Source organism: Bacillus cereus group sp. BfR-BA-01381 (assembly GCF_022663555.1).
GTDB classification, from domain to species: Bacteria; Bacillota; Bacilli; order Bacillales; family Bacillaceae_G; genus Bacillus_A; species Bacillus_A pacificus.
This window is the reverse complement of the sequence record NZ_JAKUFR010000042.1, coordinates 1-24,971: the sequence shown is the minus strand read 5'-3', so window position 1 is coordinate 24,971 and position 24,971 is coordinate 1. Positions and strand designations below refer to the sequence as shown.

Here is a 24,971-nt window from a genome sequence, read left to right as displayed (position 1 = left end):
ATTCGATAAGGGGTGTGTAGCGGAATGGAATTTACTCTAACTCGCGAAAAACAAATGATTAAAGAAATGGTACGTGACTTTGCTGAAAAGGAAATCGCACCGAAAGCTGTATATTATGACAAAACTGCAGAATTTCCATATGAAACATTTCAAAAAATGGGCGAACTAGGATTATTAGGTATCCCATTCCCAGAAGAGTATGGAGGTTCAGGTGGCGATACTGTATCGTACGCGTTAGCAGTTGAAGAAATTGGTCGTGCTTGTGGTGGAACAGGATTAAGTTACGCTGCAACAATTTCATTAGGTGCTTCTCCAATTTATTATTTCGGTACAGAAGAACAAAAACAGAAATATTTAGTTCCAATGGCATCAGGCAAAACGTTAGGTGCTTTCGGACTAACTGAGCCGAATGCTGGATCTGATGCAGGTGGTACACAAACGAAAGCTATATTAGATGGAGACGAGTATGTTATTAGTGGTGAGAAGTGTTGGATTACAAATGCAGAGTATGCAAACACAATTATTGTAACCGCTGTCAACGGTGTTGAAGAGAATGGTAGAAAACGTATTTCTGCATTTATCGTACCGACTACTAGTGAAGGGTTAACGATTTCAAGCCCTTACGATAAGATGGGCGTACGTGCTTCTAATACATGTGAAATCGTACTTGATAGTGTACGTGTACCGAAAGAAAATATACTTGGTGATGTAAATAAAGGGTTTAAACAATTCTTATATACACTTGATGGAGGACGTATTTCAATCGCAGCATTAGCTGTTGGTATTGCGCAATCTGCATTTGAACGTGCACTGCAATATGCGAAAGAACGTCAACAATTTGGAAAGTCAATTTCTAATTTCCAAGCGATTCAATTTAAATTAGCTGATATGGCGACTGAAGTAGAGCTAGCGCGTAATTTAGTACATAAAGCAGCTTGGTTAAAAGATAACGATAGACCTTTCGGTAAAGAAGCGGCTATGGCAAAACTTTTCGCATCTGAGGCTGCTAGTCGTATTGCAAATCAAGCGGTACAAATTCACGGTGGATACGGCTATATGCGTGAATATGAAGTAGAACGACATATTCGTGATGCGAAACTATTAGAAATTGGTGAAGGAACTTCTGAAATTCAACGTCTCGTAATTGCTAGACATTTAGGATGTAGATAAAAAGGAGGAATCACTATGTTTCAAAAAATATTAATTGCTAATCGCGGGGAAATCGCAGTTCGTATTATGAAAACTTGTCAAAAACTTGGTATTCGCACTGTTGCTATTTATTCTGAGGCAGATGAAAATGCCTTGCATGTAAAAATGGCAAATGAAGCTTACTTAGTAGGTGGGCCGCGTGTCCAAGAAAGCTATTTAAACCTTGAAAAAATTATTGAAATAGCTAAGAAGACAAATGCTGAAGCAATCCACCCGGGGTATGGATTATTATCTGAGAATCCATCTTTTCCGGTTCGTTGTAAAGAAGAAGGAATCGTATTTATTGGTCCATCAGAAGAAATCATTACGAAGATGGGAAGTAAAATCGAATCACGTATTGCGATGCAAGCTGCAGATGTCCCAGTAGTTCCAGGTATTACTACAAATATTGAAACTGCTGAAGAAGCAATTGAAATTGCTAAACAAATTGGTTACCCATTAATGTTGAAGGCATCCGCAGGCGGCGGAGGCATTGGAATGCAGTTGATGGAAACTGAGCAAACGCTCACCAAAGCATTTGAAAGCAACAAAACAAGAGCACAAAACTTCTTCGGTAACGGAGAAATGTATTTAGAGCGCTATATTGCAGATGCACATCATATTGAAATTCAGCTTTTAGCAGATACACATGGTAACACAGTGTATTTATGGGAGCGTGAATGTTCAGTACAGCGCCGAAATCAGAAAGTAATTGAAGAAGCACCTTCACCATTTTTAGATGAAGGTACACGAAAAGCGATGGGTGAAGTTGCTGTACAAGCTGCTAAAGCACTTGGTTATACAAATGCAGGTACAGTTGAGTTTCTTGTAGATGATCAGAAAAACTTCTATTTTTTAGAGATGAATACGAGATTACAAGTAGAGCATCCAGTTACAGAAGAAATTACTGGTTTAGATCTTGTAGAACAACAACTTCTAATTGCATATGGTGAAAAATTATCGTTTACACAAGATGATGTAAAACGTAGTGGTCATGCCATCGAGGCACGTATTTATGCAGAGGATCCGAAAACTTTCTTCCCATCACCTGGGAAAATTACAGATTTAACGCTTCCAACAAATGTACGTATCGATCACTTTTTGGAGAATCAAGTAACGATTACACCTTTCTATGATCCAATGATTGCGAAAGTCATTGCTCATGGTGAAACGCGTGAAGAAGTAATTTCCAAATTACACGATGCATTAGAAGAATTAAAAGTAGAAGGTATTAAAACGAACACGCCAATGCTACTTCAAGTATTAGAGGACGAAGTGTTTAAAGAGGGCATTTATACAACAGGTTTTGTAACGAAACAACTTGTTAAAAAATAAGATTTAACAATACTAAGGGGGAAAAAATGATGACGAAAGTATATGCATCGATGGCAGGAAACGTTTGGAAGATTGTTGTAGGAGTAGGGGATACAGTAGAGGAAGAACAGGATGTCGTCATTTTGGAATCTATGAAAATGGAAATTCCAATCGTTTCAGAAGAAGCTGGCACAGTTATGAAAATTAATGTGCAAGAAGGCGATTTTGTAAATGAAGGAGATGTATTACTAGAAATTGAATAGGGAGATATAGGGGGGAAGCGAATTGAAACTACCTAATTTTGCTGTCATTAAAGAAGTCGGGCCACGTGATGGCTTACAAAATGAAAAAAAGATTGTTGGCACAAAAGATAAAGTAAAATGGATTCAACTACTTACAGAGGCTGGATTATCGTACGTTGAAGTTTCCTCATTCGTTCACCCTAAATGGGTCCCTGCATTAGCAGATGCAAATGATGTGTTTTCTGAGCTGAAAAGGGATCCAAATGTTACATATGCAGCGCTTGTTCCAAATCAAAATGGTTTGGAGCGAGCTTTTTTGCAAAATGTAGATGAGGTGAATGTTTTTTTATCAGCAAGTGAATCTCATAATAAAAGCAATATTAATAAATCAATTCAAGAAGCATTAGTTGTAATTGAAGATATAACAAAACAGGCATTATTCGAAGGGAAAAAAGTAAGAGGCTATGTTTCTACTGTATTTGGCTGTCCTTATGAAGGGGATATAAGTCTCGTAGCAGTTGACGAATTATGTGATCAACTATTTTCATACGGCATTTATGAAGTGTCTCTTGGTGACACAATCGGAGTAGCGAATCCGTTACAAGTAGAGCGAGTATTAGAGCATTTATTAAAGAAATATGATGCTTCGCAGTTTGCAATGCACTTCCATAATACGTACGGAATGGCTCTTGCGAATGTAGTAAAGTCTTTAGAATATGGTATTGCAACATTTGATAGTTCTTGTGGTGGTCTTGGCGGCTGTCCATATGCACCAGGAGCATCAGGCAATGTTGCAACTGATGACTTAGTTCATATGCTCCATAAGTTAGGTGTCCAAACGAATATTGATGAAGAGAAGTTATTGAGAGCGAGTCAATTTATTCAAAGTAAATTAAATATCCAATTACCGAGTCATGTGTATAGAGCGCTTCAACATAAAACGATAAGTAGGTGAGAAGATGCTACAATTACAAAACATTTCAGTTGATTATGTAACACCTCATGTTGTAAAGATTTCGTTATGTCGTGAAAGACAAGCCAACTCATTATCTTTAGCGTTATTAGAAGAGTTACAAAACATATTAACTCAAATAAATGAAGAGTCAAATACTCGTGTAGTTATTCTAACAGGTGCTGGTGAAAAAGCGTTTTGTGCTGGTGCTGATTTAAAAGAACGCGCTGGTATGAATGAAGAACAAGTTCGCCATGCTGTTAGTATGATTCGCACTACTATGGAAATGGTTGAACAATTACCACAGCCAGTTATTGCTGCTATAAATGGAATCGCACTTGGTGGTGGTACGGAATTAAGTTTAGCTTGTGATTTTAGAATTGCGGCTGAATCTGCAAGTCTTGGTCTTACTGAAACTACACTTGCAATTATACCAGGAGCGGGTGGTACGCAGCGATTGCCAAGGTTAATTGGTGTTGGTAGAGCGAAAGAATTAATTTATACAGGAAGACGTATTTCGGCACAAGAAGCGAAAGAATATGGTCTAGTAGAATTTGTTGTACCAGCTCATTTACTTGAAGAAAAAGCGATTGAAATAGCAGAGAAAATTGCTAGTAATGGCCCTATTGCTGTTCGATTAGCGAAAGAAGCAATTTCAAACGGTATTCAAGTTGATTTACATACCGGATTACAAATGGAAAAACAAGCGTATGAAGGTGTAATCCATACGAAAGATAGATTAGAAGGATTACAGGCATTCAAGGAAAAACGCACACCAATGTATAAGGGGGAGTAAATATGTTAGATCAAAAACAACAATCGAATACATTTGAAGAACGAGTTGAAACGATTAAACAAGGCGGTGCACCAAAATATCATGAACAAAACAAAGCGAAAGGTAAACTATTCGTTCGAGATCGCTTAGCTCTTTTATTTGATAATGGTGAATATGTAGAAGATGCATTATTTGCAAATTGTGAACAAACAGGGTTACCCGCTGATGGTGTTATAACAGCAACAGGTAAAATACATGGTCGTACAGCATGTGTAATGGCGAATGATTCAACAGTAAAGGCTGGATCATGGGGCGCTCGTACAGTCGAAAAGATTTTACGTATTCAAGAAACGGCAGAAAAATTACGTGTTCCGTTATTTTATTTAGTTGACTCTGCTGGAGCACGTATTACTGATCAAGTTGAAATGTTCCCAGGGCGCCGCGGTGCAGGAAGAATCTTCTATAATCAAGTGAAATTATCAGGTAAAGTTCCTCAAGTATGCTTGTTATTTGGACCTTCTGCAGCTGGTGGTGCTTATATTCCAGCCTTTTGTGACGTTGTAATGATGGTTGAGGGAAATGCATCTATGTATTTAGGGTCTCCTCGTATGGCTGAGATGGTTATCGGTGAGAAGGTAACGTTAGAAGAGATGGGCGGAGCTCGTATGCATTGCTCTGTATCAGGATGCGGAGATGTTTTATGTAAGACAGAAGAAGATGCGATTACACAAGCAAGACAATACATTTCATATTTTCCAAACAACTATTTAGAAAAGACTCCATTAGTTACACCTCAAGAACCGAAACAATTCGATAAAACGTTAGAAGAAATCATTCCAGAAAATCAAAATGCTCCTTTCAATATGAAAGATCTTATTAATAGAGTTATTGATGAAGGTTCTTTCTATGAAGTGAAAAAATTATTTGCTCAAGAACTAATTACAGGTTTAGCACGTATTGATGGTAAGCCAGTTGGTATTATTGCAAATCAACCGCGAATGAAAGGCGGCGTATTATTCCACGATTCAGCTGATAAAGCAGCGAAGTTTATTAATTTATGCGATGCATATCATATTCCGTTACTATTCCTTGCAGATGTACCTGGATTTATGATTGGTACAAAAGTAGAACGTGCTGGTATTATTCGTCATGGTGCAAAAATGATTTCCGCAATGAGTGAAGCTACTGTACCGAAAGTTTCTATCGTTGTTCGTAAAGCATATGGTGCTGGCTTATATGCGATGGCAGGTCCAGCTTTTGAACCAGATTGCTGCCTAGCATTACCAACAGCTTCTATTGCGGTAATGGGTCCAGAAGCCGCGGTCAATGCTGTATATGCAAATAAGATTGCAGCTTTGCCTGAAGAAGAGCGTGATAGCTTCATTGCTGAAAAACGCGAAGAGTATAAGAAAGATATTGATATTTACCATTTAGCATCAGAGATGGTCATTGATGGTATTGTTCATCCGAACAATTTAAGAGAAGAGTTAAAAGGACGATTCGAAATGTATATGAGTAAATATCAAGTGTTTACGGATCGTAAACATCCTGTTTATCCAGTTTAAAAGCCCTATTTAGGGCTTTCTTGCTCAAAAAGTCAAGGAGGGGAAAACATTGAAACAAGCAGTTTGGTTTCCAACAGAAGAGTATAAAGAAAAAACGCGTTTATATGGTTGGATGAAATCATTGGGCTATGAAGATTATGAAACGTTTTATAATAAGTCAATCGAAGAAACGGCTTGGTTTTGGGGAGAAGCTGAGAAAGCAGTTGGCTATCAATGGATGAAACCTTATACAGAAGTGCTAGATTTAGAAAATGGTACGCCATTTGCACAGTGGTATAATGGCGGAACATGTAATGTTGTAGAATCGGTTTTATCACGCTGGCTTGCAGATGATGAAACGAGAACACAACCAGCACTTCAGTATGAAGGGGAAAATGGAACTTCAAAATCATTTACATATGAGGAGCTTGATAGCTGGGTAAGTCGCGTTGCAAACGGTTTGAAACATGCGGGTATTGAAAAAGGTGATCGTGTCACAATTTATATGCCGATGATTCCAGAAACAGTTGTTGCGATGCTAGCGGTTATGAAGATCGGAGCAATTATTTCACCAATATTCTCAGGATTTGCATCTGATGCAGTCATGACACGTGTACAAGCGGCAGGGTCTAAAATGATTATTACTGCAGATGGTTTTTCACGCCGAGGTAAAATTGTTTCATTAAAAGATGAAGTAGATAAAGCTTGTGAGCATTGTCCAACTGTTGAAAAAGTTGTTATCGTGCGTCATGCAGGAAATGATTTTACACCGCATAATTATGATTTCTCATGGAGTACGTTAGAAAAAGAAAAGCCATTTGTACATGCTGAAGAAATGCATAGTGATGATCCATTAATGCTCATTTATACATCAGGTACTACTGGAAAACCGAAAGGGACAGTACACACTCATGCTGGATTTCCTTTAAAAGCAGCTTTTGATGCGGGATTTGGAATGAATATCAAACAAGGTGACCGCGTATTATGGGTAACTGATATGGGATGGATGATGGGGCCATTTTTACTATTTGGCTCTCTCATTAATGGAGCAACGATGGTTATGTATGAAGGTGTTCCGGACTTCCCAGAAGCAGATCGTTTATGGGAGACAGTTGATAAATATGAAATTACACATCTCGGTATATCACCAACATTAATTCGTGCGTTAATGGCAAAAGGTGATGAGTATGTAAATAAACATTCACTTAAGAGTTTAGAAGTATTCGCCTCAACAGGTGAGCCTTGGAATCCAGATCCTTGGATGTGGCTATTTGAAACAGTTGGAAAAAGTAATGTACCAATTTGTAACTATTCAGGCGGGACTGAAATTTCTGGTGGGATTTTCGGGAACGTCCTTATTAAACCAATTGCACCGATTAGCTTTAACGCTTCTTTACCAGGAATGGCAGCGGTTGTGCTCGATGATCAAGGCAATCCGATTCGTGATGAAGTTGGAGAATTATGTTTAGAGAAACCTTGGGTTGGTATGACGAAAAGTTTCTGGGAAGACGATGAGCGTTATGTGAACACATATTGGTCACGTTTTGAAAATAAATGGGTTCATGGTGACTGGGTTGTTTACGATGGTGAGCAATATATTATTACAGGACGCTCGGATGATACGTTAAACATTGCTGGGAAACGTATTGGACCTGCTGAATATGAATCAATTCTTGTAAAGCATAATGATGTCATAGAAGCTGCCGCGATTGGTGTACCAGATGATGTAAAAGGTGAAGTTTGTCATTGTTTTGTAGTATTAAGAGATAATGTAACATTTACTGAAGAATTAAAGAAAGAATTAATGAGTTTAGTAAACTCTCATATTGGAAAAGCATTATGTCCAAAAGATATTCACGTTGTAGAAGATTTACCGAAAACACGTAATTCTAAAGTAATGCGACGCGTCATTAAAGCCGCTTATTTAGGAAAAGAATTAGGCGATTTATCATCACTTGTAAATCCTGAGGTAGTTCCGTTTATTCAGGGATTGCAGTCTAGTAAATTATAAAATTAAAGCATGTATAATGTGAACTGACCTCTAATTGTTAGAGGTCAGTTTTTATATATACAGGATAATTTAGTACATGTGTTTGTTTTTTCCTTTCTATGTTTTTGCCTCGTACACTTTAAAGTTAGTGGACATACTATATTAATAGAAATGATTAGGGGGTGAGATTTTGGGTTCTCGATTTAATAATTGTAAAAAGAAGTGTACATGTAAACAGGATGATTGTTGGGATGTTTTCGAAGAGTGTAAAAAAGAACATGAAGAGCAAAATAAAAAATGTGATTGTTGCTGTGTACAAGGAATTAGAGATGAGCTGAGAAAGTTAGTAAACAGATCAGTGCGCATTACAACAGGAACTAATAATTATGCAGGAACTGTTTCTTCTGTCACTTGTGATGTTGTAAAGCTTGCCAATAGTGCTGGGGTAGTTACAGTAATTATTTCAGTTTGTAAAATTGAAGCAATTGAACCATTGTTAACATAGGAAACATAGCATAACTGAGCTATGTTTTTGTAAAGCCATTCTTATGAATGGCTTTATTTTCATTTCGTATAAAAGGAGAATATATTCTATATATAGAAATAGGTTTGAGGATATATAGAATGGTGTAATGAAAGGAGAATGAAGTTGATTAAACTAAAGCCCTTTAAAAAATCTGATTTCAAGCCATTAATTGATTGGATTGACTCCGAGGATTTTTTAATACAATGGTCGGGAAATGCATTTACATATCCTTTAAATGAACAGCAATTAGAAAAATATATAGAAAGTGCAAATACACTTGCATTCAAAGTGATAGATGAAGACACCAAAGAGGTAGTTGGTCATATTTCACTTGGACAAATAGACAATATAAATAAATCTGCCAGGATTGGGAAAGTACTAGTTGGTGATACGAAAATGAGAGGACGTTCTATAGGGAAGCATATGATGAAAGCAGTACTTCATATTGCATTTGAAGAATTAAAACTACATAGAGTAACTCTTGGTGTCTATGATTTTAATACGTCAGCCATTTCATGTTACGAAAAAATAGGATTTGTAAAAGAAGGGTTATTAAGAGAGTCGAAAAAAGTAGGAGAAACGTATTGGAATTTATGGGAAATGAGTATGTTAGAATATGAATGGAGCGATAAAGAATTATAGTTATTTATAATTATATTATGTTAATTAAAAGGGGGTGGGGGATTATGAATAAGAAAACGAAAATCATTACAATTGCAGCTGTTTCAGGAGGAGGTAAAACTACTGTTACAGAAAGATTAACAAATGAGTTGAAAAATTCAAAAGCTCTTTATTTTGATAGTTATAACTTTGATAATTGTCCTGCAGATATTTGTAAATGGATTGATGATGGAGCAAATTGCAGAACAAAGCGGTCACTATATTCAAAAAGACGAGCCACATTATATTATAGATGCTGCTAAATGGATAATTGAGGTAGGGGAGGGATAATTATGTACACTTTATTTCAATACAATTGGCAAGTAAGAGATGATTGGTTTAAGTGGTGTGAGCAACTTTCAGAGGAAGAATTACTCCGCAAGCGTGTTGGTGGTGTTGGAAGTATTTTAGAAACATTATTTCATATTGTAGATGTTGAGTATAGCTGGATTAATGCGCTTCAAGAAAAAGAAGATGGTGCACCGCAGTTTAAAGAGTATCAATCAATCCAGAAGGTGAAAGCGCTATCTGATTTGTATAAAAGAGAAGTAGAAGAGTTTTTACAAGTATGGTCAGCTAACTTAGAATGTAAGCTATTAAAAGCTTCGTGGACAGATAAAACATATACATATGGTGAGGTCTTAAGGCACGTAATTGTACATGAAATTCATCATATCGGTCAGTTATCTATATGGGCGAGGGAGTTAAATCTCCAGCCTGTTTCAGCGAATTTAATTGGGAGAGGACTATAGATTTAGAAAACGGCTTGCATTGTAAATACAAGCCGTTTTTTTATATATAAGAAGATTTCCTAGTTGAAATCCTCGGATTTTTTCTGACGTATATGTAAGAACATTAAAATTGTTATAATGAAGAAAATCAACAATGTTTGTATAATCAAATTTTTAAACTGAAGCAAAACTGCCCAAGATGTAACCGCATCTTTGAACGCTTGGAGTGCAGAGTAAGAAGAAGGATCAAAGCCGTACTGAAGTAACTTTTTTGTTTCAATAAACGTACTGTTTTCATTTTCGGCGTCTAATATTACTGAAATAAGTCTAGTATCTCCTCGTTTTGCGGTACTGACAAAACTATAATTGCCATTAGTTGAAAAACTAGTTTGTAAGCCATCAACACCTTGGAGTTTAATGTTTTTATTGAGGGAATATATCATTTTATTGGTGTTGAAAACTTTCGTATCTTTGAAGGAGAACTGGTAAGAGGTTAGTTTTGTAACGTTCAGTACATCTGGAAAGTCTGTTACTAATTCTGTTGCTAGTTTAGCAACTTCAATTGCTGTTGTAGTTGAAAGTTTATTTGTATCGTTATTCATTCCAGTAGCGTTTAGAAACGGAGATGGTTGTGATAACTTTAAGCGTTTTGCTTTTTCATTCATTAACTGTGTAAAATTATCTTCGTTTCCAGCGATATGTTCTGCAAGGGCAAGTGCGGAACGATTATTCCCTGTCAATAACAATGCATGTAGTAAATCACGAACCGTCGTTTTATCTTTCGAAGTTACTTGTATAGGACTCGTTTCTGCTTGGAAAACTTCGTTACTTATTTTTACGACTTCATCTAACTGTATATTTCCTTCATTCAGTTGTTCTAGTGCGATATATTCTGTCATTAATTTAGATAAAGTAGCCGATTGTATAGGAGTTTCTTCATTTTTTGTATAAACAACTTCACCTGAATGAGCATCTATTAAAATAGCTGATTTAGCTTGAATAATTGGGCCATTTACATAAAGATAAAAATATAAAACGATAAGTGCAGTAATAACAAAAGATAATAATAAAATTGCGAATTTTTTTAAGAATTGCATAAGCGATCCTCCTATTATGACATCGATAATAATATTGTAAAAAGGAATGCTTAATTAGGAAGAAAGAAAAGGTAAAGAATTTCTAAAGAATTATAAAGGATTATTAAATTTTGGATGTTACTGGAAAATAAAAGGTCCAATTTCTTATATCGTAAGAAATTGGACCTAAAATTAAGCTGTATTAACATTTATATGGTTGTAGTTTTACAGTGAATGTTGTTTTTTTGTCATCACTATACACTTCAATTGTTCCTTTATGCAATTCGACAATACTCTTTGCAATTGCCAACCCGAGTCCAGATCCACCAGTGTTTGTAGAGCGCGATTTCTCAACACGATAAAAACGTTCAAAAATATGGGGTAAATCGGTACTTGGAATAGGTTGGCCGTAATTGGTTATATCGATTGCAATCATATTATTACTTTCATAAGCAGTAATATCAATATAATCACCATCGTTACCGTAAGCGATAGCATTAATAATTAGATTTTCAAATACGCGCACTAATTTGTCTCCATCAGCTAATACCATTAGCTTCTTTGATGGAAAAAAGGGGCGACAATCAATATTAGCCTCTTGAAGCTGTATTCGAAATTGAACTGTTAATTGTCCAAGAAGCTCCACAATATCAATAGGGACAGAATATAAACTTAATTCTTTATTTTGAACACGTGTATATTCAAACAAATCATTCATTAATGCATTAAGACGGGTTACTTTATCGTAAATGACTTGTATATAATGACGTAATTCCACTTCATCTCTATAATTATCATGGTGGATTAAATTCACGTATCCAACTATAGAGGTAAGAGGAGTGCGTAAATCATGTGATACATTTGTAATCAATTCACTTTTTGCTTGTTCTGCCTGTCTTTCTTCATCAATTGAGACTTTCAATTGTTCAACAATTTGATTAACCCCGCTTGCTAACTCTTCTAGATAATTATGGTTTACAATAGAAACTTTATGATTGAAGTTTCCATTTGCAATATAACGAATCTCTTCTATCATTTTTTTAATGCAAGTTTCATAGTAAAGCTTTCTTTCATGACGGTAAAAAATGTATAGGTAAGATGAGAAAATCGAAAATAAAAATAAATAAGAGACGATCATCATCCAAAGAGATTCCTTTATTCCTTTATATTTTTCATAACCAAAAATTCTAATGAATTCTTTGCCGAGTTCGCTTAATGTAAGCGAACTTTCAATTACACTTGTAACAAGACGATATATAATTAATTCAGTAATAGGGGTAAGTGTGATAGCTAACATGAACCAAAAAATTAACTTCCACTTTGGGATATCTTTTAATATATCAAATGCTTCATTTCTCAATTTTATAGCCTACTCCCCAAACGGTATGAATAAACTTCTCTCCATTCATTCCAGTTTCAAGTTTATCTCGTAAATTACTAATGTGAACCATTACAGTTTTATTTGAACCATAACCATCTTCATTCCAAACACGTTCAAATATTTCTTCAGAACTAAATACTCTTCCTGTATTACTCGCAAGTAAATATAAAATATCAAATTCAATAGATGTAAGCTTAATATATTCGCCATTTACTTTAACGGTATGATTATGTTTGTGAATTTCAGCAGAACGAATGCGAATCATACCATCTTCATTTTTGGGAGAAGTAGCATTTTGGAAAGATGATCTTCGTAGTAAAGCTTTCACTCTAGCTACTAATTCTAATGGATTGAATGGTTTAATCATATAATCATCTGCACCAGTCATAAGACCTAATATTTTATCCATATCTTCTGCTTTTGCACTCAACATAAGAATAGGTACAGTATTATTTTCACGAACCTCTTGGCAAACTTCTAATCCGTTTCGTTTTGGCATCATAATATCCAAAATCATAAGGTCAACTTCATATGTAGAAATCATTTGCAATGCTTCATCGCCATCGTATGCTTTATAAATGTTATAGCCTTCATTTCGCAAATAAACAGCAAGTAATTCAACAATTTCTTTATCATCATCAATAATTAATATGTTTTTATTCATTATGTAGTTCCTTTCCTTACAAATCATTAACATTACTATAATATCAAACATTTATGTATTTTGTAGCAATGATTCTCTATAAAATTTCATGTAACGTATAAAAAAGGGATTAAAACATTAATAACGAATACAAATAAAAAGGATATTTAAATACAGCGTTATATTGAAAGTTAGGAAGAAGGGGACATACGATGCTATATAAGGATATATACTCATTTACTCCAACTGGAAAAATTGAAAATGATATAAAAGCTTTTCTATTAAAATACAATAAAGAAGTTACATATAAACATTTAATTCGAGTGGCAAATGAAGCTCGAAAAATTGCGGTTAAGTATCATGTAAATGAAGAAAAGGCAGCAATTGCAGGATATTTACATGATATTAGTGCAATCTTTCCAAATGAAGATCGGATTGTAGTTGCTGAGCAATTCGGAATAGAGATATTACAAGAAGAGCGAGAGTTTCCAATGATTATTCATCAAAAATTGTCGAGAGTAATCGCAGAACAGCTATTTAAAGTAACAGATGAAGAGATTTTAAATGCAATTTGTTGCCATACCACGCTGCGTAAACATGCAACGAAGATGGATTTAGTGTTATTTGTTGCTGATAAAATAGAATGGGATCAAAATGGGACACCACCATACTTAGTAGAAGTAAAAAAGGGGATAGAAAAATCTTTAGAACATGCTGCATTTGCATATATTTCATTTTTGTGGGAAAGAAAAGAAACGTTGAAAGTTATACATCCTTGGCTAAAAGATGCATATAGGCAGTTAAAAGAAATTATAGAGTAGAAAAGGTATACGAATGCAATTAAAAGAATATATGAATCAAACATTTCCTGGGGTTACATTAGTACCACATATATACTTTCAGTGGGAAAATCATTTGCATTTTCATTTTGGGAAAGGGAAAGACCTATTTGTAGAAAGAACTGACGATGTAAATAGGGAATACTTCACTCAGCTTTATACATATAATAAATACTTGTTTGAAGATATATTTTCAAAAGAAGATGAAGTCTTTTTAATAACAAATGTTTATCGATTTAAAAAGGAAAATATGAAAAATTCGCAGAAAATAAATGTATACAATAAATTTATTAAAAAGATGGATTTAAATTTCCAAATAAAACAAGAAACGTTAGCTTTTCTATTTGAAGATGAAGAAGCTGATTTATATTGTACATATCAATTTTCATTAAAATGCTTTACAGAAGATATTAAATATCAATCGCTTATTCAAGCTGCAAATCATGAAGAATTTCCGGATCTTTATCCTCGTTTTGGACGCAAAAAAGAAATTTCTTATCCAGATGTATTTCTTATAAATGTATCGAAAGATATTATCATGTTTATTTACGATGATAGAGGATGTGAAGTAATTGCAAAGAATAAAGAAACAATCCGAAATTTATATGAGAAATATAAAGAGTGGATTCCAGATTATGAACGAGAGAGTATAGATAAAGTATTTACATGATAACAATAGGGGAAGTGAAGCGTGTAATGAAACGTATTGCAATCGTAGCCGCATGGGAACCTGAACTTACGTATTTGCATCAATATTATCCAAGTGAACGCATTGAAAAAAGAGCAGCTTGGGAATTTCATTTTCATACTATAAATGATCTGGAAATTATTTCAGTTATAACTGGAGTTGGGAAAGTAAGCTGTGCAAGTTGTGTACAATTATTAATTAGTGAGTTTCAGCCAGATGAGTTGTTTATGACAGGAATATGTGGAAGTCTATCAAATAAGGTGAAAAATGGACATATTGTAGTAGCTCTTAATGCAATACAACACGATGTTACTGCTGCCGGTTCGGGGGAAGATGTTTTTAATTTATATAATGGTAGGACAGCACCTATTGAAACAACAAAGTCGCTTGTAAGAAGAATAAAAAAGATACGATCATATGATTCGATTCATTATGGTACATTTTTATCTGGAGATCAACGTATTCGTAGTTCAGAAATGAGATATTTACTCCATACTGTATATGGAGCATTAGCGGTTGATCAAGAAGTGGCAGCTTTTGCTTATGTGTGCCAAATCAATAACAAACCTTTTCTATGTTTAAAAGCTGCTTCAGATCAAGCGAATGATAAAACGAAAGAGGAACAAAAAATCTTTAAAACGTTAGCATGTGAACGAGCGTGTGAGCATTTAATTGCTTTTTTACGTGTATATGAGATTAATGTAGTAAATCATAGATAGTGAGAGGGGTTAATATTGGAAAGTACAAATAAAATAGCTATTTTGGGTGCAAACGGAAAAGCGGGGAAATTCCTTGTAAAAGAAGCGCTAGATAAGGGGTATCAAGTAAAAATATTAACAAGAAATTCTAATAATATCAAAATAACAAATGAAAATATAGAGATCATTAATGGAGATGCACGTGATTTTGCTTCAATACGCAAATTACTTAAAGGGTGTGGAGCTGTAATTAATGCAGTAGGTCAACCCAAAAATGAATCTTATATTTTTAGCACAGTAACGAAGCATATTTTAGAAGCAATGAAGGAGTTTGAAATAAAAAGATATATTGTAATTTCCGGAGGCTCTTTAAATGTTACAGGAGATCAAAAGGGAATTGTAAATAAAATAGGAGCTACCTTATTTAAAGTTTTTTTATCAAAAATGATGCAAGATAAATATAAAGAATTACAAATTATCCAAAGTAGTGAAGTAGATTGGACAATTGTTAGATTACCATTTGTTATAGAGGGAAATGGTATTGGACGTATAAACGAGAGTTTAGTAGATATGCCAGGAATCAAAATTCAAAATAGTGATATTGCACCATTTGTTATAAAACAAATTAATAGTGACAGATATGTAGGGAAGTGCCCGTTTATTTCAAATTAAATGGTAGGATTAAAAATTAAAGAATGATGGGTAGAGTGGAGCTAGTACATTTTATGTATTTGAATGTTAAGTTTAACACGAGTAAGTGGGGGGGATTTTATATGATTCAATACAAAAGGTGCAGTGAAGTAAGTATAGATTTAGTATATGAAGCTTTTAGAGATGGCTTTTCAGATTACATTATTAAAATGGAAGTTTCAAAGGAAGATTTTATAAAAAGATTTTTTGGAGCTGAAGGGAATTCACTAAAACATTCATTTGTTGCTTTAGACGGTAATAAATCTGTTGGTGTAATACTTGGCGGGATAAAGGATTATGAAAACATAAAAACAATGCGCTGCGGAACATTAGCAGTTCATCCCAATTACCGTGGTATTGGTGTGAGCCAAAAGTTATTTGAATTACATAAAGAAGAGGCGATTCAAAATGAGTGTAAGCAACTTTTCCTTGAAGTCATTGTAGGCAATGATCGAGCGATTCGTTTTTATAATAAATTAGGCTATGAAAAAGTATATGATCTATCTTATTATAATTTAAAAGATATGACTAAAATAATAACTAAAGACTGTAACGGAATTGAAGTAAAACAATTAGAATTTGCAGCTTTCAAAGTTGAAGTTCAAAAATGGTTATACTTCCATATAAATTGGCAAAATGATATGGATTATATTGAAAAAACAAATAATACATTTTATGGCGCATATGTCGATAATGATTTAAAAGGTTCAATATGTATGAATGAACAAGGTAAAATTAGTTTTTTTTTCGTAGACAAAGACTATAGAAATCGTGGTATTGGATCAAGATTATTACAAGTGGCAAGAGAAAACTTAAATGTGTCAAGTTTATCAATTGGGTTTCCAAACAACAATTTACTAGAAGGTTTTTTAAAGAAAACTGGATTCAAAAAGAATTCGTTAGCACAATATGAAATGTATGTATTACTGTAAAAAGCGAAAGAAGTTATTCTTTCGCTTTTTATTTTTGTACTATATTGATATTTTACTTTGTATAATATTCTTTTTTTATGTAGAATAGATAAGATGGGAGGGGATAAAATGAATAACGGATTAAAGCTTAAGATTGTTGAGTTGCATTGTTTCGTTCAAAAGACTTATTCTGATATGAAAATAGCATGTGATATTGCTATTTATCAAGAAAACACTTCTAAATATTTAGTTTCATTAGGATTTTTAAATAAATCATATATGACTTATATAGAAGCAAGAAGATTTTATCGTGAAAATGAAGAACTTGTAAGTGTAGAATTTGATAATTTTTTTGATACATATGATATATTAGAACAGGAATTAAAACTAGTTATTTCAACTGAAGATAAAAATCCTTCATTGTTACATAGCAGGTTTGATCAGTTTCAGCAGAAAGTTGAAAATATAAATGACCTAATAAAAGTATTGCAAAATGCTCGTTAATGAATGCTTTTTCTGTTTTATATAGAAATTATATATTAAAAACATATTAGGTATATTACATATTGAAGAGGTGACTTTTGTTGAATACAGAGGTCATCTTTTTACATTAGAAATAAATTGTATGAATTTTAGCAGTTTCATATTTTAAAAAATTATACGAGGAAAATAACATGAAAAATAAAAAAGAAATAGCTATAGTTACATTAACAACAGGATTAGCTTTAACAAGCATAGTACCATACGAGATAGGTTATGCGGAGGAAACGGATCAAATGCAAGTTGATATTCAAGAGGATTCGTTCCGTACAGGTGAACTTACAAAACCATCACAAAAAACGCCAGAGAACGTAGTGAAAGATGCACTTAAGGAAAAGACGGAACATGCTTTGTCACCAAAACAAGTGAGTGGAGACAAAGGGGTAGATTACGAAGTTGTTCAAAAACGTGGTTCTTATGATGGGACTACACTTGTTCGTATGCAACAAATATATGAAGGTAAAGAAGTATACGGACACCAATTGACTGCTCATGTAGATAAAAAGGGTATTATTAAAAGTGTTTCAGGGGAAAGTGCACAAAACTTAGAAAAAGAAGATTTAAAGAATCCTATTAATTTATCAAAAGAAGAAGCAAAACAATATATTTATACGAAGTACGGAAATGATATTCAATTTATTTCTGAGGCAGAAGTTAAGGAAGTTATTTTTGTTGATGAAAATCGTGGGCAAGCTACAAATGCATATCAAGTTACATTTGCAGCTGCCACACCAAACTATGTATCTGGAACTTATTTAGTGGATGCTCATAGTGGTGATATGTTGAAAAATATGGTGCAAGAGTCAGATTTAAAAGTAAGTGAAGAGCGTGTTGAAGCTATTCAGGAGAGTAAAAAAAGTAATTTTAAATCATTAACCGGGACTGGAAAAGATGATTTAGGAATAACTCGTACATTTGGTATTTCTGAACAAAGTAACGGGAAGTATGCGCTTGCCGATTACACAAGAGGGCAAGGAATTGAAACGTACGATGTGAATTATAGAGATATTACTTTTGAAGATAAATATTATCCTGGTATATTAGCAACTAGCACATCAACAACATTTAATGACCCAAAAGCGGTAAGTGCTCATTTCTTAGCAACAAACATATATGATTTTTATAAAGACAAATATAAGCGTAATAGTTTTGATAATAAAGGGAAAAAAGTAGTTTCAGTTGTACATGCATGGGATTCTGGAGAAACAAATGATCCTAAAAATTGGGCAAATGCATTTAGCGCTAATATTAACAATGTTAGTATGCTTATATATGGTGATCCAATGGTTAGATCGTTTGACATAGCGGGGCATGAATTTACACATGCGGTTACATCTAGTGAATCTAATCTTGAATTTTTTGGAGAATCTGGGGCAATTAACGAGGCGTTATCTGATATTATGGGAACGGCTATTGAGAAATATATAAATAATGGGGAATTTAATTGGACAATAGGAGAACAAAGTGGATCAGTTCTCCGTAATATGAAAAATCCATCTTCAGTAAAATTCTTTAATGGAGTACCGTATCCAGATGATTATAGCAAATACAATGATTTAAATGGAGAAGATAATGAGGGCGTTCATTTCAACTCAAGTATTATTAATAAAGTTGCGTATTTAATTGCAAAAGGTGGCACTCATAACGATGTAACTGTAAATGGCATTGGTGAAGATAAAATGTTTGATATTTTCTATTATGCAAATACTGATGAATTGAATATGACATCTAATTTCACTGAATTAAGATTAGCGTGTCTTAAAGTTGCAACAAATAAATATGGGGCAAATTCCATTGAGGTTGAAGCCGTTCAAAAAGCATTTGATGCAGCAAAAATTAAAGGAACAGTGAAAGAAAACGAAAAAACTGAGGCAAACCAATTCCCAGAGTTAACAGTACCGCCAACAATTACACTACGTGTCGGTGATAAATTTGACCCAATGAGCAATGTAAAAGCTATTGATAAAGAAGATGGTGATTTAACAAATCGAGTAGAACATAAAGGTGATGTAGATGCTTCTAAACCAGGAAAATACATTGTGGAATACTCTGTCGTTGATTCTCAAGGGGGCAATGCAGCGGCTACGCAGACAGTAATTGTAGAGGGGAATGAAGAAACATTAGATTTAAACCCTACATTAACAGTACCTACTGCAACGACGATACATATAGGCGATTCATTCGAACCTATGGCAAAAGTATTAGCTATTGATAAAGAAGATGGCGATCTTACTTCTAAAGTAAAAGTTAATGGTGAAATAAATACCTCTAAAGCTGGTACTTACGTATTAATGTATACAGTGACAGATTCTAAAGGACATGAAGTAACTGCAAAACAAACTGTAACGGTCAAAGTTAGAGAAGAAGTTAAAAATGAAATACCAATACTAAAAGTACCTGCTACAACTACAATTACTGAGGAAGATCAATTTGATCCAATGGTAGGAGTATTAGCTACTGATAAAGAGGACGGTGACCTTACTTCTAAAGTAGCGTATGAAGGAACTGTAGATACCTCTAAAGCTGGTACTTTTGACATAATATATAGTGTCAAAGATTCTGTAGGTAATGAGGTTCATACAATACAAAAAGTATTAGTGAAAGATAAAGACATTAGCAAAGCTAATAGCCTTACTAATAACAGTAATATCCCGAACAACAGTAATTCCGATAAAAAAGAATCTACATATAAAGAACTTCCAAACACGGGTGCAAGTACAACTAATAGTGCAACAATGGGCATATGGATGGTTATTACAGGTACCGTACTCGCATTGGTTCGCAAATTTAGAAAGATACAAAAATAATAGTAGGAATTATTTCTCACACAATAATTATTAGATGAATTTTTTACTTAATAAGATTTTAGTATTTAAGTGGTGTATTTTGCTTCTATAAAACTTTATGTTTGGACGCTATTTTTCCTACTGACCTACATTACATATAAAGCACGTTACTATTCTCATTCAAATAAAAGAATAGTAACGTGCTTTTTGATTTAAAAATAGCCTAAATTCAAAAGGTCATGAATGTGGAAGTAATTCTAATCTGCCATTGATAAGTTACTAAAAACACTTTGTTTTAATGAAAGTTTAACTCTATATGACAACATGAGATTTTCGGTATTTACCAGGTGTTTCATTAGTGAATTTTTTGAAAATTTTAGTAAAATAACTTTGATCGCTAAAATTAAGCGAAGCGCATATGTCTGATAAGGGATAGGTGGTAAAAGTTAATAATTTCTTTGCTTCTTCGACTCGTTCACGTTGAATGTACTCAATTAATGAAATACCGACCTCTTTTTTAAATAATATAGATAAATAATCTGAATTCACATTAGCAAATTTAGCAAGTTGTTTAACAGATATTGGATTGTAAATATTTTTAAAAATATAGTTTTTGCAAATAGCAATAGTCTGTGAATGTTGCTGTGTTTTTTGTGCCTTTACACGGTCTGCAAAGGTGCAAAAAGCATTTTTTAATAAATCCCAAACAGATTCTTTGTCTTTTAAATCTTCTGTTCTTTGAATATGTAAATCATAAATTTTGTAAGCAATCCCAGATGGAAGTCCCCCTTTTATCGCATATCTAGTTGCGAGCGTGATGGATGAAATACAAATGTTTTTATGACGTCTTAATTGATGGAATGAAGATAAAGATGAAAGAGTCTCTTGTTGGAATTCGTAATAATATTTGAGTACGGTTTCTTTATCCCCGTTTTCTATAGACCCAAGTAGTTGCTGCTCTATATATAAATTATGATAAATGGATTCATCTTTTTGCATTGAAATATATACATCTTCGTTTAAGATTCTGCTATGACTTATATGAAGTGAGTCACTGTTATTTGAAAAGGTACTTACATCTGAATTTTTTTTATAGAGAATGTTATAGAACAATATTGCTATATTTACAAAGAAATTTTGATCTTTAACTGACAATGAAAAATAATGGTCTCTTGTTCTTTTATAATTCGGAATAAAATTAAGGTTACTATCCGCTTTACTTGTAGAAAAATTTACATGTGCCAAGGGCCCAATAATAACAGTACCGTTCACCATATAATCGCTCTTTATGTGAATTAAAATGAAGTGCCCTAGATGTTCGTGAGTTCTGAAGATGGGGGAATTATATGTATCATTTCTCTGAAAAAGCACATGTAACTGTTCTATTTTTGATGTATACAACGAATTCGAATCATTTTTTGATGTGAATTCTAAAAGAATATTTTTGTTACAATCTAAAAAACAAACTGGGATTTCAAAAGATTGGAAAAACATATTGCAAATGTACTCTATCTCAACTAGACTGAGCTTTTTAGTCATATTCTTCCTCCTTACAGTTATGCGTAATAGTTAAATAAGCATATATTCCTTTTTTCATAAGTAGAAACGGAAAACCTTTATTAATAAAAAATATAAATAAAAGTTATAAACTTCTAAGAATAATACCATAATTTAACATAGATAGCACATATTATTTGAATATACAGGTAATAGTTTTAGACAGTAGGGTAAAATATGAATCGTCACACTTATTTGTTGGTTATTACTTATATGTATCAAAAAAGGATTAAGATTGGATTTTAAATAGGGATAGGAAGGGAGAAATGAATGGATTCACAGTAAGTGATTAGTCGAAATTAGCAGTGAAAGCTATTATGTAACAATGTAATGAGTCTTGAAGTAGAGATATAATTTGTAATTCAGAGGAGAAAATTACATATATCATGCGGAGAGACAACGTAATAATAGAAGATAAGAAAAGTGAATAAGTGATTGTAAACAATGGATTGTTGGACGACTATGTTTTATGTTATGCGTTTAAATCTAATACTTGGCACACTATTGCTTGTAAGAAGGTAATAGTAATAAAGAGATTTTTAAAATGATAGAAGTAGTAAAGGGGATAAGAGAAATGAAAAAAATATCTAGTATTCTTTTAGTCTTTTTTTTAGTGTTTTCTACATGGACAAGTGTATTAGTAAAGGCAGACTCACCAACCAAAGGTACTTTAACGATTCATAAGTATGAGCAAGAAAAAGGTGGAGCACAGGGACTAGAAGGTAATGGTTCTGCAAATCAAGAGGTGCCAAAAGATGCGAAACCATTAAAAGGTGTAACGTTTGAAGTGAAAAGGGTTGCTTCGTTTGAAAAAATTTCAAACGATGGGAAAATCGTAAAAGAAGACGTGCAACCTGTAATGGGAGCTACTCCAAATCAAGTAGTAACAGATGATAATGGACAAGCTGTATTAAAAGATCTTCCGCTAGGACGTTATGAGGTGAAAGAAGTGGCAGGACCTCCACATGTTAACCTAAATCCCAATACGTATACAGTGGATATTCCATTAACGAATAAAGAGGGTAAGGTGCTAAACTATGATGTTCATATGTATCCAAAAAATGAGATTAAACGTGGTGCAGTGGATTTAGTAAAAACTGGTGTAAATGAAAAAGCATTAGCAGGTGCAGTATTCTCTTTATTTAAAAAAGATGGTACAGAAGTGAAAAAAGAGTTAGTAACAGATGCTAATGGTCATATTCGCGTGCAAGGATTGGAGTATGGTGAATACTATTTCCAAGAAACAAAAGCTCCGAAAGGGTATGTAATAGATCCGACTAAACGCGAGTTTTTTATAAAGACCTCCGGAACTATTAACGAAGATGGAACAATTACTTCTGGTACAGTAGTTATAGTAAAAGTGCAAAACTATGAAGAACCAAATATTGATAAAAAGATTAACGGTTTTTTGGAAGCGTTACCAATTAATCCGTTAACTAATTACAATTATGATATCAAAACATTAATTCCAGAAGACATTAAAGAATACAAAAAATATGTAGTAACAGATACTTTGGACAATCGTTTAATGATTCAAGGAAAACCAGTCGTGAAAATTGATGGAGCGGAAGTAAATGCAAGCATTGTAGAGGTAGCTGTAGAAGGGCAAAAAGTAACAGCTACAGTAAAAGATTTCGCAAAGTTAGATAGTAAAAAAGAATTTCATTTACAAATTAAATCACAAGTAAAAGAAGGAGTACTATCTGGCTCGGAAATTTTAAATACAGCAAAAATTGATTTTATAAATAAAAATGATGTAATTGGAGAAAAGGAATCTAAACCTGTAGTTATTGTTCCGACAACTGGAATTATTGAGTTAACAAAAGTTGATGGTGCTGATAAGAAGAAATTAAAAGGTGCAGAGTTTGTACTTAAAGATAAAAATGGAAAAATAGTTGTTGTGGCAGGTAAAGAAGTCACAGGTGTATCAGATGAAAATGGTGTTATTAAATGGACTAACATTCCGTATGGGGACTATCAAATTTTTGAAACGAAAGCACCAACTTATACAAAAGAAGATGGTACAACAGCTTCATATCAATTATTAAAGGACCCTATTGATGTAAAGATTAGTGAAAATAATCAAACGGTTAAATTATCGATAGAAAATAATAAAAGTGGATGGATTCTTCCAGTAACGGGTGGTATCGGAACGACTCTTTTTACTGTACTAGGCCTTGCGTTAATGGTTACAGCGGCATTTGTTTTCTTTAGAAAAAAGTTTGCTAATAATTAAGGTTTTAGGAACATGTAACCAAGTGATGTGAAAAGGGGAGAAGCAAAATGCTTTCCTCTTTTCAATATTTTAGTATATACAGAGGTGGAAATATGAAACGAAATCTTGTTTTGGGGGGTATTTTTTTATTTGGATTAGGTATTTTTTTATATCCTACTATTAGTAATTGGTTGGCGACCCGTGCACATTATTCTGAGATTAGCTCTTACGATAAGAAGATTAAAGCATTACAAAAGAAAGAAGTCGAACGTAGGGAAAAAGAAGCCGCCGAATATAATAAACAAGTTCAAACTTCTGCGAAAACATTTACAGATCCATTTTCTGAAAAAAAAAGTAATCATCAAGCGTATGCTGATGCGTTAAATTTAGGAGATGTAATAGGGTATATTGAAATATCGAAAATTAATATAAAACTGCCAATCTATCAAGGGACCTCTGAGGAAGTATTGAGCCGCGGGATAGGTCATTTAGATTTTTCTTCGCTCCCGGTAGGTGGAGAAAATACCCACCCTATTTTAACAGGGCATCGTGGTTTACCATCAGCAAAATTATTTACAGATTTAGATAAGTTGAGTGAAGGAGATCTTTTTTATATTCATTCTTTAGACAAAGTTCTTGCTTATAAAGTAGATCAAATTAAAGTAGTGTTACCACATGAAACGGACGATCTACAAATTGTAGAAAATAAAGATTATACAACTTTAATTACGTGTACGCCTTATGGAGTAAACACCAATAGATTGCTAGTTCGAGGTGAGCGCGTGGAGTTAAACGAGAAAGAAAAACAAAAAGTGAGTACAGAGATATTTATATTTAATAAGTGGACTGTAATAGTTACAATCCTATTGTTATGTGTGCTTCTAGTCGTAATTTATAAGAAAAAGTTAATTCGATAGAATGTATTTATCCTGCATTAATGGGAAGTGGGATCGGAAATTCAAAGATAAGTAAAGACGGTATATAGGGGATGAAGTAAATCATCATTAATAAAAATTCATTTTATT

General features: G+C 33.5%; 23 protein-coding genes and 2 pseudogenes. 21 read left to right on the top strand and 4 right to left on the bottom strand.

Annotated features, from left to right (window positions below; genetic code table 11):
* Positions 1–24: 24 nt before the first annotated feature.
* The 12 genes and pseudogenes from MR079_RS15825 to MR079_RS15775 all read left to right on the top strand — a co-directional run bounded on the left by MR079_RS15825 (position 25) and on the right by MR079_RS15775 (position 9,943).
* Positions 25–1,170 carry an acyl-CoA dehydrogenase gene (locus MR079_RS15825; protein WP_242294256.1) on the top strand — a complete coding sequence of 382 codons (1,146 nt, stop codon included), beginning with the start codon at positions 25–27 and terminating at the stop codon, positions 1,168–1,170.
* A 15-nt stretch (positions 1,171–1,185) separates the two neighbouring features.
* Positions 1,186–2,523, top strand: a complete 1,338-nt coding sequence (locus MR079_RS15820) for an acetyl-CoA carboxylase biotin carboxylase subunit (RefSeq protein ID WP_242294255.1) — start codon at positions 1,186–1,188, stop codon at positions 2,521–2,523.
* Positions 2,524–2,549: 26 nt separating this feature from the next.
* On the top strand, positions 2,550–2,765 hold the full coding sequence (locus tag MR079_RS15815) for an acetyl-CoA carboxylase biotin carboxyl carrier protein subunit (protein WP_001985297.1): 216 nt from the start codon (positions 2,550–2,552) through the stop codon (positions 2,763–2,765).
* A gap of 22 nt (positions 2,766–2,787) precedes the next feature.
* The gene (gene mvaB, locus MR079_RS15810) at positions 2,788–3,699 is read left to right on the top strand and encodes a hydroxymethylglutaryl-CoA lyase (RefSeq protein WP_242294254.1); all 912 of its coding nucleotides are present in this window, start codon (positions 2,788–2,790) and stop codon (positions 3,697–3,699) included.
* Between the two features lie 4 nt (positions 3,700–3,703).
* A complete protein-coding gene (locus tag MR079_RS15805; RefSeq protein WP_139869082.1) occupies positions 3,704–4,492 on the top strand; it encodes an enoyl-CoA hydratase in 789 nt (262 codons plus the stop codon).
* Between the two features lie 2 nt (positions 4,493–4,494).
* A complete protein-coding gene (locus tag MR079_RS15800) occupies positions 4,495–6,036 on the top strand; it encodes an acyl-CoA carboxylase subunit beta (protein ID WP_139869081.1) in 1,542 nt (513 codons plus the stop codon).
* A 49-nt stretch (positions 6,037–6,085) separates the two neighbouring features.
* Positions 6,086–8,026: an AMP-binding protein gene (locus tag MR079_RS15795; protein WP_242294253.1), complete on the top strand. Its 1,941-nt coding sequence runs from the start codon at positions 6,086–6,088 to the stop codon at positions 8,024–8,026.
* Between the two features lie 169 nt (positions 8,027–8,195).
* Entirely contained in the window at positions 8,196–8,510 is a 315-nt protein-coding gene (exsK, locus tag MR079_RS15790; protein ID WP_000535567.1) for an exosporium protein ExsK, read from the top strand.
* A gap of 138 nt (positions 8,511–8,648) precedes the next feature.
* Positions 8,649–9,173: a GNAT family N-acetyltransferase gene (locus tag MR079_RS15785; protein WP_139869079.1), complete on the top strand. Its 525-nt coding sequence runs from the start codon at positions 8,649–8,651 to the stop codon at positions 9,171–9,173.
* 44 nt (positions 9,174–9,217) lie between these two features.
* Positions 9,218–9,391 (top strand): annotated as a pseudogene (locus MR079_RS29570) (nucleoside/nucleotide kinase family protein); the annotation flags it as partial.
* Positions 9,390–9,482: pseudogene (locus tag MR079_RS15780) on the top strand (alpha/beta hydrolase); the annotation flags it as partial. The pseudogenes MR079_RS29570 and MR079_RS15780, both read left to right, overlap by 2 nt.
* Before the next feature lie 2 nt (positions 9,483–9,484).
* Positions 9,485–9,943, top strand: coding sequence for a DinB family protein (locus MR079_RS15775; protein ID WP_242294252.1), 459 nt, complete (start codon positions 9,485–9,487; stop codon positions 9,941–9,943).
* Between the two features lie 59 nt (positions 9,944–10,002).
* Here the strand turns inward: MR079_RS15775 and MR079_RS15770 are convergent, their stop codons facing one another.
* From MR079_RS15770 to MR079_RS15760, 3 genes are all read right to left on the bottom strand, one after another.
* A complete protein-coding gene (locus MR079_RS15770; RefSeq protein ID WP_139869078.1) occupies positions 10,003–11,019 on the bottom strand; it encodes a D-alanyl-D-alanine carboxypeptidase family protein in 1,017 nt (338 codons plus the stop codon).
* A gap of 181 nt (positions 11,020–11,200) precedes the next feature.
* On the bottom strand, positions 11,201–12,358 hold the full coding sequence (locus MR079_RS15765) for a sensor histidine kinase (protein ID WP_001243288.1): 1,158 nt from the start codon (positions 12,356–12,358) through the stop codon (positions 11,201–11,203).
* Entirely contained in the window at positions 12,348–13,043 is a 696-nt protein-coding gene (locus tag MR079_RS15760; protein ID WP_062822442.1) for a response regulator transcription factor, read from the bottom strand. Before MR079_RS15760 ends, MR079_RS15765 begins: the two co-directional genes overlap by 11 nt.
* A gap of 191 nt (positions 13,044–13,234) precedes the next feature.
* Between MR079_RS15760 and yqeK the strand changes: the two genes are divergently transcribed.
* From yqeK to MR079_RS15725, 7 genes are all read left to right on the top strand, one after another.
* On the top strand, positions 13,235–13,843 hold the full coding sequence (yqeK, locus tag MR079_RS15755) for a bis(5'-nucleosyl)-tetraphosphatase (symmetrical) YqeK (RefSeq protein ID WP_242294251.1): 609 nt from the start codon (positions 13,235–13,237) through the stop codon (positions 13,841–13,843).
* 13 nt (positions 13,844–13,856) lie between these two features.
* Entirely contained in the window at positions 13,857–14,531 is a 675-nt protein-coding gene (locus MR079_RS15750; RefSeq protein ID WP_242294250.1) for a DUF3885 domain-containing protein, read from the top strand.
* The gene (gene mtnN, locus MR079_RS15745; protein WP_242294264.1) at positions 14,531–15,268 is read left to right on the top strand and encodes a 5'-methylthioadenosine/S-adenosylhomocysteine nucleosidase; all 738 of its coding nucleotides are present in this window, start codon (positions 14,531–14,533) and stop codon (positions 15,266–15,268) included. Before MR079_RS15750 ends, mtnN begins: the two co-directional genes overlap by 1 nt.
* A gap of 15 nt (positions 15,269–15,283) precedes the next feature.
* Positions 15,284–15,919, top strand: coding sequence for an SDR family oxidoreductase (locus tag MR079_RS15740; protein ID WP_098922383.1), 636 nt, complete (start codon positions 15,284–15,286; stop codon positions 15,917–15,919).
* Positions 15,920–16,020: 101 nt separating this feature from the next.
* Entirely contained in the window at positions 16,021–16,869 is an 849-nt protein-coding gene (locus MR079_RS15735; RefSeq protein WP_242294249.1) for a GNAT family N-acetyltransferase, read from the top strand.
* A gap of 108 nt (positions 16,870–16,977) precedes the next feature.
* Positions 16,978–17,352, top strand: coding sequence for a hypothetical protein (locus tag MR079_RS15730; RefSeq protein ID WP_049114040.1), 375 nt, complete (start codon positions 16,978–16,980; stop codon positions 17,350–17,352).
* Between the two features lie 170 nt (positions 17,353–17,522).
* The gene (locus tag MR079_RS15725) at positions 17,523–20,195 is read left to right on the top strand and encodes a M4 family metallopeptidase (protein ID WP_242294248.1); all 2,673 of its coding nucleotides are present in this window, start codon (positions 17,523–17,525) and stop codon (positions 20,193–20,195) included.
* A gap of 291 nt (positions 20,196–20,486) precedes the next feature.
* Here MR079_RS15725 and MR079_RS15720 read toward each other — a convergent pair whose 3' ends face one another.
* The gene (locus tag MR079_RS15720) at positions 20,487–21,713 is read right to left on the bottom strand and encodes an AraC family transcriptional regulator (RefSeq protein WP_139869073.1); all 1,227 of its coding nucleotides are present in this window, start codon (positions 21,711–21,713) and stop codon (positions 20,487–20,489) included.
* A gap of 592 nt (positions 21,714–22,305) precedes the next feature.
* Here MR079_RS15720 and MR079_RS15715 point away from each other — a divergent pair.
* Both MR079_RS15715 and MR079_RS15710 read left to right on the top strand, forming a co-directional pair.
* Positions 22,306–23,967: a SpaA isopeptide-forming pilin-related protein gene (locus MR079_RS15715; protein ID WP_242294247.1), complete on the top strand. Its 1,662-nt coding sequence runs from the start codon at positions 22,306–22,308 to the stop codon at positions 23,965–23,967.
* A 92-nt stretch (positions 23,968–24,059) separates the two neighbouring features.
* Positions 24,060–24,863, top strand: a complete 804-nt coding sequence (locus MR079_RS15710; protein WP_242294246.1) for a class C sortase — start codon at positions 24,060–24,062, stop codon at positions 24,861–24,863.
* The last annotated feature ends 108 nt before the right edge of the window (positions 24,864–24,971 follow it).

Excerpts from the sequence above, each read along its gene's own strand:
- MR079_RS15815 (WP_001985297.1), top strand. The coding sequence starts at position 2,550 with ATGATGACGAAAGTATATGCATCGATGGCAGGAAACGTTTGGAAGATT.
- MR079_RS15785 (WP_139869079.1), top strand. The coding sequence starts at position 8,649 with ATGAAGTTGATTAAACTAAAGCCCTTTAAAAAATCTGATTTCAAGCCA.
- MR079_RS15770 (WP_139869078.1), bottom strand. The coding sequence starts at position 11,019 with ATGCAATTCTTAAAAAAATTCGCAATTTTATTATTATCTTTTGTTATT.
- MR079_RS15825 (WP_242294256.1), top strand. The coding sequence starts at position 25 with ATGGAATTTACTCTAACTCGCGAAAAACAAATGATTAAAGAAATGGTA.
- MR079_RS15820 (WP_242294255.1), top strand. The coding sequence starts at position 1,186 with ATGTTTCAAAAAATATTAATTGCTAATCGCGGGGAAATCGCAGTTCGT.
- MR079_RS15775 (WP_242294252.1), top strand. The coding sequence starts at position 9,485 with ATGTACACTTTATTTCAATACAATTGGCAAGTAAGAGATGATTGGTTT.
- MR079_RS15805 (WP_139869082.1), top strand. The coding sequence starts at position 3,704 with ATGCTACAATTACAAAACATTTCAGTTGATTATGTAACACCTCATGTT.
- MR079_RS15730 (WP_049114040.1), top strand. The coding sequence starts at position 16,978 with ATGAATAACGGATTAAAGCTTAAGATTGTTGAGTTGCATTGTTTCGTT.
- MR079_RS15710 (WP_242294246.1), top strand. The coding sequence starts at position 24,060 with ATGAAACGAAATCTTGTTTTGGGGGGTATTTTTTTATTTGGATTAGGT.
- MR079_RS15750 (WP_242294250.1), top strand. The coding sequence starts at position 13,857 with ATGCAATTAAAAGAATATATGAATCAAACATTTCCTGGGGTTACATTA.
- MR079_RS15725 (WP_242294248.1), top strand. The coding sequence starts at position 17,523 with ATGAAAAATAAAAAAGAAATAGCTATAGTTACATTAACAACAGGATTA.
- MR079_RS15760 (WP_062822442.1), bottom strand. The coding sequence starts at position 13,043 with ATGAATAAAAACATATTAATTATTGATGATGATAAAGAAATTGTTGAA.
- yqeK (WP_242294251.1), top strand. The coding sequence starts at position 13,235 with ATGCTATATAAGGATATATACTCATTTACTCCAACTGGAAAAATTGAA.
- MR079_RS15735 (WP_242294249.1), top strand. The coding sequence starts at position 16,021 with ATGATTCAATACAAAAGGTGCAGTGAAGTAAGTATAGATTTAGTATAT.
- MR079_RS15715 (WP_242294247.1), top strand. The coding sequence starts at position 22,306 with ATGAAAAAAATATCTAGTATTCTTTTAGTCTTTTTTTTAGTGTTTTCT.
- MR079_RS15720 (WP_139869073.1), bottom strand. The coding sequence starts at position 21,713 with ATGACTAAAAAGCTCAGTCTAGTTGAGATAGAGTACATTTGCAATATG.
- MR079_RS15800 (WP_139869081.1), top strand. The coding sequence starts at position 4,495 with ATGTTAGATCAAAAACAACAATCGAATACATTTGAAGAACGAGTTGAA.